Source organism: Streptomyces sp. NPDC005899, from assembly GCF_040629645.1.
Classification (GTDB): Bacteria; Actinomycetota; Actinomycetes; order Streptomycetales; family Streptomycetaceae; genus Streptomyces.
Genome location: NZ_JBEXWB010000325.1, coordinates 1 through 7255, shown reverse-complemented (window position 1 = coordinate 7255; position 7255 = coordinate 1). Strand labels below are relative to the sequence as shown.

At 74.1% G+C, this 7255-nt stretch carries 5 protein-coding genes; all 5 read right to left on the bottom strand.

Translation table 11 applies throughout. From position 1 onward, the window contains the following. The coding region (locus tag ABZ371_RS26495) for a serine protease (RefSeq protein ID WP_358684031.1) at window positions 1-2799 on the bottom strand (2799 nt) is incomplete at its 3' end. 208 nt (window positions 2800-3007) lie between these two features. After that, on the bottom strand, window positions 3008-3913 hold the full coding sequence (gene truB / locus ABZ371_RS26490) for a tRNA pseudouridine(55) synthase TruB (RefSeq protein WP_358684029.1): 906 nt from the start codon (window positions 3911-3913) through the stop codon (window positions 3008-3010). Then, entirely contained in the window at window positions 3910-4374 is a 465-nt protein-coding gene (rbfA, locus tag ABZ371_RS26485) for a 30S ribosome-binding factor RbfA (protein WP_358684027.1), read from the bottom strand. Before rbfA ends, truB begins: the two co-directional genes overlap by 4 nt. Window positions 4375-4393: 19 nt before the next feature. Beyond that, complete coding sequence (locus tag ABZ371_RS26480) at window positions 4394-4690, bottom strand: DUF503 domain-containing protein (protein WP_358684025.1); 297 nt, start codon at window positions 4688-4690, stop codon at window positions 4394-4396. A gap of 169 nt (window positions 4691-4859) precedes the next feature. After that, the coding region (gene infB / locus ABZ371_RS26475) for a translation initiation factor IF-2 (RefSeq protein WP_358684023.1) at window positions 4860-7255 on the bottom strand (2396 nt) is incomplete at its 5' end.

Sequence of the window (7255 nt, the reverse complement as noted above, 5' to 3'; positions counted from 1 at the left end):
GTCCACCGCGAGGTCGCGGCGGGCGTACAGCAGCGCCTGTGCGGCAGCCGCCACGGTGAGCCGGATCGTCGCGCCGTCCTCCGCGCGCGGGGGCGCCTCCCCGGTGCACGGGTGCCGCAGCGGCGTCTCGTCGGTGAACCAGCGGCAGAGCAGCGGCTGGACGGTGCGGGGCGCGGCGGCGAGGCACCTGTCGACGGCGTCCAGGAAGCGCTCCTCGCCGTTCGCGCCCGGGGCGCCGTCCGCGGGCACGAGCCGGCGCAGCAGGTCGAGCCGGTCCGCCGCGGGCAGCCGCACCCGCCGCCAGAACCACGGGCCGAACGCGGCGTACGGCCCGAGCGCCTCCGGCCCCCGGCCGGACCGGGAACGCCGGGCGATCCTGCCCGCGAGGACCCGCAGCACGCCGAGGTAGGGCGACCCGTCGGGCACCCCGAGGAGGCTCTCGCGCAGCAGGTGGGCCGCCCACCAGGCGGCGTCGGCGAGCCGGCCGGGTGTGCCGCCGCCACGGCCCGCCCCCGGCAGGCGGTCCATCGCCTCGATCAGATCGGCCATCCGGTGGGCCGGCGCGGCGGTCCCCCGGCGGCGCTCCAGCAGGAGCATCGCCTGGATCACCGGGCCGATGCGGTGACGCGGTACGGGGAGGCTGCGGGGCCCCGAGGAGCCGGAAGCCCTCGCCCCGGCCACGGACGGGCCGGGCGTCTCCGCACGGAGGCCCGCCGGCGCCACGGGCCCCGGCTCCCCCGCCGGACGTACGGGCCACGCGGGGCCGACGACATCAGTACGCCACCCGGCCGCGGGAAACTCCGCACGCCCCGCGGCACCCGCCTCCCCAGCCTCCCCCGCGCGCCCGGCCCCGGGCGGCCCCGCCGGGTGCACGCGGACGGCTGACCGTGGCGGCACCGGCTCCGGCGCACCCGCGGTGCCCGGCCCGCCGACAGTGTCCGGCCCCTCCGCGGTCTCCGGCCGACCCTCGGTGTCCGGCCCACCCTCCCGCTCCGGTACGTCCTCCCGTTCCGGCGCGTCCTCCACCTGCCAGCGGTGGACCAGTGACCACAGCGCCGCGTCCAGATCCAGGTGGGCTCCCTGCAGCCAGTCGCCCAGCTCCTCGTGCGCGAAGCGGTACCCGGCGCCCGCCGGGATCAGCAGTCCCTCCGTGAGGACGGCCGAGGCCCACCCCGTGCGCCAGGGGAAGATCTCCTCGAACGCCGCCCTGTCCAGCTCCCCCTGTCCCGGCCCCAGGCACCGCCGCGCCGCCTCGTGGACCCGGCCCGCCACCTCGGCCGCGAGTCTGCGGACGGCCGTGCCCCGCAGCCGGGGCTCGGCCCGGGCCCCGACCCGGACGGCGATCCGGACGCACGTGAGGTCGAGGTGGGCCGCGAAGACCTCCTCCGTGCCGGGCCGTCCGGGCACGTCCGGCGGCAGCGCCTCCCGCACCTCGGCGAGCAGGCGCAGTGTGAGGGGGTGGCGGTCGTGGCCGGGGGCGACCGCGCCGGGCGGGATGCCGTAGCGCTCCCTGGCCCGCTCCGCCTGCCCGGCGGTCAGGTCCGTCAGCCGCACCGCGGGCGGCAGGCCCCGGGCGGGACGTGCGGGGCGGTGCAGGTCACCTCGCGGATGGAGCGCCCCGGCGGTCTCCCAGTGTTCGGGCCGGCAGGCGACGACCATCCGGACCCGGTGGCAGCGCAGCCAGCCGGCCGTCGCCGCCGTCCACGGGGCGAGCCGGTGTGCCAGCGCCGGCGGCATCTCCTCCGGCCCGTCGACGACGACCAGCAGGGGGTTCCCGGACGCCCGCGCGAGGTGGGCGACCCGCTCGGGCGTGGCCGTCGTCATGTCGCCGGGGGCCCCGGCCGCCGTGATGATCCGGGCGGAGCGTCCGAGGACCCGCGTCATCGCGTCGGCGACCGACGTGTCGTCGGCCAGCAGGTCGGCCCCGCGCAGCCAGAGCGTGAGGGCGGGGACGGCCCCGCGGGACCGGCGGGCGGCCAGGGCGGCCAGTTCGGTGGTGCGGCCCGTCCCCGGCGCGCCGACGAGGCCGAGCACGGGCTTCGTACCGGCCTCGAAGGCGGCGAACTCGGCGCTGACGAGGGGGCGCTCCACCGGTTCGGCGCTCCCCGGGCTGCCGGGGTGGCCGAGCGAGGTGGCGGTCAGCTGCAGTGCCCCGGCGAGGTTCAGGTCCCTGCCGTATCCGGGGACGGTGTTGGCGTTGCGCCGCAGCAGCTCTCCCAGCGGCCCGTCGGCGGCGACCGCGCCGGTGAGCGGCACCGCGAGCCCGGCCGCCTCGTGGCCGGCCCGCAGGGCGGTGCTGAGGACGGCCAGGACGGCTCCGGTGCGCGGATCGGTCACCGGTCCGCCGACGGCGGCGCCGCCCGACCGCAGCGCGTCACGCCCGTCCGTGCCGAGGGCGAGCTCCAGCGCCCGCAGCGGGTGGCCTTGCCCGCCCTCCGTGTACGTCGCCGGTGTCGTCCCGAGCACCCGGGCCTCCCGCCGCCCGTGGGCGGCGATCCGTACGTAGGTGCCCGCCTCGACGCGTTCGCGTACGGCGACGGGGAGCGGTTCCACGGCCAGCACAGCGGGCCCGCCGGTGGCGAGCAGGGCGAGGCCCAGCTCCGGCAGGGCGGTGATGCCGCCGGGAGACACGGTGTGGGTGCGGCCGTCCTCGCCGTGGAGGACCACCGCTCCGGCACCGGCCACGGCCTGGTGGCAGGTGAGCACGGTGCCGCGATCGTCGGCGACGAATCCGGTCCCCCTCGGCCGGCCGGCCTGATCGCAGATTCCCACCAGTGTCGACCGGTCCCCGCTGCCCATGCTCCGACGGTAGGTCCCGGATGATCGGCACGCGTAGCACGGACGGCGAAAGCGCCCCTCGCACACCCCCCGGTCACTCCGTGCGCCCGCCCATCGGGGTGAAAAGACACCACGTCTTGGACAGGGATGCGCGAGGGAGGGGGATCGTGGAGCGGGCGTCGGGGGGACTGCCCGCTCCACGGTGGTGCGCACCGCGCGTGAGCCTCCGTCAGGCGAAGACGGCGATGCTCCGGGCCTTGCCCTTCTGTTCCTCGACCAGTACGAGGAGGGACCCGTCGGGCCCGAACACGGCGACCGGTCCCGGCGGACCGGCGGGCATGTCCAGCCGGACGCCGTTGAGGAGCAGCCTGGCCCGCTTCTCGTCCACCTCCCAGCGGGGGAAGGCCGAGGCCGCGGCCTCGGCCACCGGCATCACGGTCAGTTCCTGCTGGTGCTGCTCGAGCGTCCTGGCGGCATCGAGCCCGTACGGGCCGACGCGGGTGCGTCGCAGGGCGGTCAAGTGTCCGCCGACCCCCAGCCCGGCGCCGAGGTCGCGTGCGAGCGCCCGAATGTACGTACCCGAGGAGCAGACGACCGAGACGACCAGGTCGACGACGGGCGTGCCGTCCTCCGCGACCTCCTCGCGGACGTCGTGGACGCGGAAGGACGAGACGGTCACCGGCCGGGCCGGGAGCTCGAACTCCTCGCCGCCCCGCACCCGGGCGTACGACCGCTTGCCGTCGATCTTGATGGCGCTCACCTTGGAGGGCACCTGCATGATCGCACCGGTCAGCGCGGCGACCCCGGCGTCGATGCCCCGACGGGTCACACCCGAGGCGTCGGTGGACGAGATGACCTCGCCCTCCGCGTCATCGGTGACGGTGTCCTGGCCGAGGCGGATCGTGCCGAGGTACTCCTTCTCCGTCAGCGCGAGGTGGCCGAGCAGCTTGGTCGCCCGCTCGACACCGAGCACGAGGACGCCGGTGGCCATCGGATCCAGCGTGCCGGCGTGGCCGACCCTCCGGGTGCGGGCGATGCCGCGCATCTTGGCCACGACGTCGTGCGAAGTGAAGCCGGACGGCTTGTCGACGATGACAAGTCCGTCCGGCGTCCTGTTCTGCGTGTTCTGCGTCATGCGGACGGCGAGCCCTCGTCGTTCTCGTCGGACTCGTCGTCCTCGGGCTTGCGGTACGGATCCGCGTCGCCGGCGTAGGTCGCGCCCGAGGACGCCTCGCGGACCTTGGCGTCCGAGGCACGCGCCCGGTCGAGCAGGTCCTCGATCGCCTTGGCGTTGTCCGGCAGGGCGTCCGCCACGAAGGCCAGGGTCGGGGTGAACTTCGTCCCCGCCGCCGCGCCGACCGCCGAGCGCAGGATGCCCTTGGCGCTCTCCAGGCCGGCGGCCGCGCTCGCCCGCTCCTCGTCGTCGCCGTAGACCGTGTAGAAGACCGTGGCCTCCCGCAGGTCCCCGGTGACCCGGGTGTCCGTGATGGTCACGTGCGTGCCCAGACGCGGGTCCTTGATACCGCGCTGCAGTTTCTCGGCGACCACCACCTGGATGAGGTCCGCCAGTTTCTTCGCCCGCGCGTTGTCGGCCACTGGACCGTCTCCTTCTTGCTCAATCGTCTTCGTCGCTGTGCAGCCGCCGGCGTACGGACAGCAGCTCCACTTCCGGCCGGCCCGCGATCATGCGCTCGCACCGGTCGAGTACGTCCGTGAGGTGCCCGGTGTCCCCGGAGACCACGGCAAGACCGATCTCGGCCCTGCGGTAGAGGTCCTGGCCGCCCGTCTCCGCGACACTCACCCCGAACCTGCGGTGGATCTCGGCGACGATCGGGCGGACGACCGAGCGTTTCTCCTTCAGCGACCGTACGTCGCCGAGGAGCAGATCGAAGGACAGTGTCCCCACATACATGTGTGTCCGGATGTCCCGCCGGTTCGGGATCGTGCCCCGCCCTTGCTCGGCGGGGACACCCAGAACCGTACACGGAACGGCCGGGGCCGATCGACGGAAATACGACCCGTCGACCGGCCCCGACCGTGCTGGAGAGCCCGGGGGTCGCCCCCCGGGGATTCCCCGGCGATCAGCCTCGCGGCTTCTCGCGCATCTCGTACGTCGCGATGACGTCGTCGATCTTGATGTCGTTGAAGTTCCCGAGGTTGATACCGCCCTCGAAGCCTTCGCGGATCTCGGTGACGTCGTCCTTGAAGCGGCGCAGACCGGAGATGTTGAGGTTCTCCGCGATGACCTTGCCATCGCGCAGCAGACGCGCCTTGGTGTTGCGCCTGACCTCGCCGGAGCGGACCAGCACACCGGCGATGTTGCCCAGCTTGGACGAGCGGAAGATCTCGCGGATCTCCGCCGTGCCGAGCTCGACCTCTTCGTACTCCGGCTTGAGCATGCCCTTGAGGGCCGCTTCGATCTCCTCGATCGCCTGGTAGATGACCGAGTAGTACCGGACGTCCACGCCCTCGCGCTCGGCCATCTGCTCGGCACGCCCTGCGGCGCGCACGTTGAAGCCGATCACGATGGCGTCGGAGCCGGTCGCCAGGTTGATGTCCGACTCGGTGACCGCACCCACACCGCGGTGCAGGACCCGGATGTCGACCTCTTCGCCGACGTCGAGCTGGAGCAGCGAGGACTCGAGAGCCTCCACCGAACCGGACGCGTCGCCCTTGATGATGAGGTTGAGCTCCTGGACCAGACCGGCCTTGAGCGCCTCGTCCAGGTTCTCCAGGGAGAACCGGACACCCTTGCGGGCGAAGTTGGCGTTGCGCTCGCGGGCGGCGCGCTTCTCGGCGATCTGACGGGCCGTACGGTCCTCGTCGACAACCAGGAAGTTGTCGCCGGCACCCGGCACGTTGGTGAGACCCAGTACGAGGACGGGGGTCGAGGGACCCGCTTCCTGCACGTTGTTGCCGTTGTCGTCGAGCATCGCCCGGACACGGCCGTACGCGTCGCCGACGACCATCGTGTCGCCGATGCGCAGCGTTCCGCGCTGGACGAGGACGGTCGAGACGGCACCGCGGCCGCGGTCGAGGTGGGACTCGATCGCGATGCCCTGCGCGTCCTGGTCCGGGTTGGCCCGCAGGTCGAGCGAGGCGTCGGCGGTGAGGACGACGGCCTCCAGCAGTGCCTCGATGTTGAGGCCCTGCTTGGCGGAGATGTCGACGAACATCGTGTCGCCGCCGTACTCCTCGGCCACCAGACCGAACTCGGTGAGCTGACCGCGCACCTTGGTCGGGTCCGCGCCCTCGACGTCGATCTTGTTGACCGCGACCACGATCGGCACGTCGGCCGCCTTGGCGTGGTTCAGCGCCTCGATCGTCTGGGGCATCACACCGTCGTTCGCCGCCACCACGAGGATCGCGATGTCGGTGGACTTCGCACCACGGGCACGCATGGCGGTGAACGCCTCGTGACCCGGGGTGTCGATGAAGGTGATGCGGCGGTCCTCGCCGTTGACCTCGGAGGAGACCTGGTACGCACCGATGTGCTGCGTGATGCCGCCGGCCTCGCCCGCGACGACGTTCGTCTTGCGGATCGCGTCGAGCAGCCGGGTCTTACCGTGGTCGACGTGACCCATGACGGTCACGACCGGCGGACGGGAGACCAGGGCCTCCTCGCCGCCCTCGTCCTCACCGAACTCGATGTCGAAGGACTCGAGCAGCTCGCGGTCCTCCTCCTCGGGGCTGACGATCTCGAGGACGTAGTTCATCTCGTCCGCGAGGAGCCTCAGCGTCTCGTCGGAGACGGACTGCGTGGCGGTGACCATCTCGCCGAGGTTCATCATCACGGCGACGAGCGACGCCGGGTTGGCGTTGATCTTCTCCGCGAAGTCGGTCAGGGACGCGCCGCGCGACAGCCGGACGGCCTGCCCGTTGCCGCGAGGCAGCATGACGCCGCCCACCGACGGGGCCTGCATGGCCTCGTACTCCTGGCGCCTCTGCCGCTTCGACTTGCGGCCACGACGCGCGGGACCGCCGGGACGGCCGAACGCACCCTGCGTGCCACCACGGGCACCGGGGCCGCCGGGACGTCCGCCGAAGCCGGGACGGCCGCCGAAGCCACCGCCACCACCGGGACGGCCCGCACCGCCACCGCCACCGGGACCACCGGGACGGCCGGCGAAGCCGCCGCCGCCACCGCCGGGACCGGCCGGACGGCCTGCGAAGCCACCGCCGCCGGGACGACCGCCACCGCCACCGGGGCGACCGCCACCGGCGCCGGGACCACGGCCACCGCCGGGGCCGCCACCGGGACGCGGACCCGCGGCGGGACGCTGCGGCATCATGCCGGGGTTCGGACGGTTACCCGAGGGGGCACCGCCCGGACGGGGAGCCTGCGGACGGGGCATGCCGCCCGGGGAGGGACGTGCGCCACCCTGGCCCTGGGGGCGCGGGGCGCCACCGGGACCACCCTGCGGGCGCGGGGCGCCGGGGCGCTCCTGACCGCCGCCGGGGCGCGGGGCACCGATCC